Origin of the sequence: Anaeromassilibacillus sp. An200 (genome assembly GCF_002160025.1) — a bacterium.
Classification (GTDB): Bacteria; Bacillota; Clostridia; order Oscillospirales; family Acutalibacteraceae; genus Caccousia; species Caccousia stercoris.
Window position 1 is genome coordinate 1 of the sequence record NZ_NFJU01000119.1, and the last position, 1,406, is coordinate 1,406.

Annotated in this window: 1 protein-coding gene; it reads right to left on the bottom strand. The window is 55.3% G+C overall.

What is annotated here, in order from left to right:
• Positions 1–160: 160 nt before the first annotated feature.
• On the bottom strand, positions 161–1,126 hold the full coding sequence (locus B5F35_RS18130; RefSeq protein WP_087243075.1) for a DUF6076 domain-containing protein: 966 nt from the start codon (positions 1,124–1,126) through the stop codon (positions 161–163).
• Between the last annotated feature and the right edge of the window lie 280 nt (positions 1,127–1,406).

The following is a 1,406-nucleotide window of genomic DNA, read 5'->3' on the forward strand; positions in this document are numbered from 1 at the left end:
TGCGCGAAAATACGCCTGACATTTCGCTCCTTTTTCCCTTTGGGTTCTTGTTTACAAACCAAAAAACTGCTCTGGCTTGATTGCCGGAGCAGGTTTTTCTACAAGCTGACGGGACGCGCCTTTGGGCGCGTCCCGTTGCTCATTTTCTGCCGATTTGTCCTCACGGCTTCCCCAGCCAGTCCTTGAACTCGTCCAGGGTGATGACCTCCCAGTCGCATTTCTTTTTCATCTCTCTGGCCTGTTCGCTCCAGGCATAGAACTGCTCGTCGGTAATACGGCCGGCCTTGATCCAGGCAAAGCGCTTCTTGTACTCCTTGCGGTATGCCTTGAACACCGGATCGTCGGACTGCTTCTTGGTCCACTGCTGGAAGGCCCCGGCCTCCCGGCAGGTCTGCTGGCCGGAGGCCACCGGGCGCTCACAGTACTCCGCGCTGACCCGGCCGGTCTGGGGGAACCACCGTCCGCAGTTTTTGCACCGCCGGACAGTGATCCCACGCTCCACACAGCTGCGCAGGGAGTAGTCGATCATGTCCGAAATGTGGAGGGGATACAGGACCGGCGAGCACCGGCCCGGCTCCACCGGCTCAAAGCTGAGGGGGATGGGCCGGAAGGAGAACAGAGACGGATCCTTGGGGGCATCGTAGAGATAGTGGGCCGATGCCTGCTGTTGGGGATCACGCCCCGCCTTGTCCACATCCAGAACGAGATCAAAGAAACGCTGTACCTGCTGCTGATACAGCGGGAGCTGTTCCGGAAGGCCCTGCAGCTCCTCCAGCATCTCCTGATCCTCCCTGCTCCCCCGGTCCTGGGTGATCCCCATGCGCCCAAACCGCTCAAACCAGCGCACATACAGAAGATGCAGGTAGATATGCCGTCCTCCAAGGTCACCCAGGGCCATCAAGGTACGGACCCCAGCATCTCTATCATCCCTGTCGATCAGAAGGGACCAGTTTTCATAAGCCCGCCGCAGCAGGGGCTCCAGCTCCTTACAGTCCGTCTCCAGAAAAGACAGCAGGCTCTCCAGGAACGGGAGTTCCTTGTAGGTCGAGGGTACGCCCTGAACCCCGTGGCTATCAAATTGGAAAACCTCTTTTTTCTCAGAGAAGTACATCTTGGCATACCACATATCGGCGCCCTCCAAAATAGACAATCATAAAAATTTTATAAAATAGTCTTGACAAGGGGGTAGGTTCACATGCTACAATACTCTCACAGGGAACTGTCAAAATAATCTTACCATAGTCTAACATCGAAAAATCCGATTGTCAACGGGAAATTGGTCCCCAACATTCGGAACGGCACCTTGCTACGAAAATAAGTAGCGAGGGCGTGTACCTTGACAAACAGGTTTTCAATGCCTCATGAAAAACCATCGCAGCACAAAAAGCGGCAGGCCAAAACCTGTC

Excerpts from the sequence above, each read along its gene's own strand:
- B5F35_RS18130 (WP_087243075.1), bottom strand. The coding sequence starts at position 1,126 with ATGTGGTATGCCAAGATGTACTTCTCTGAGAAAAAAGAGGTTTTCCAA.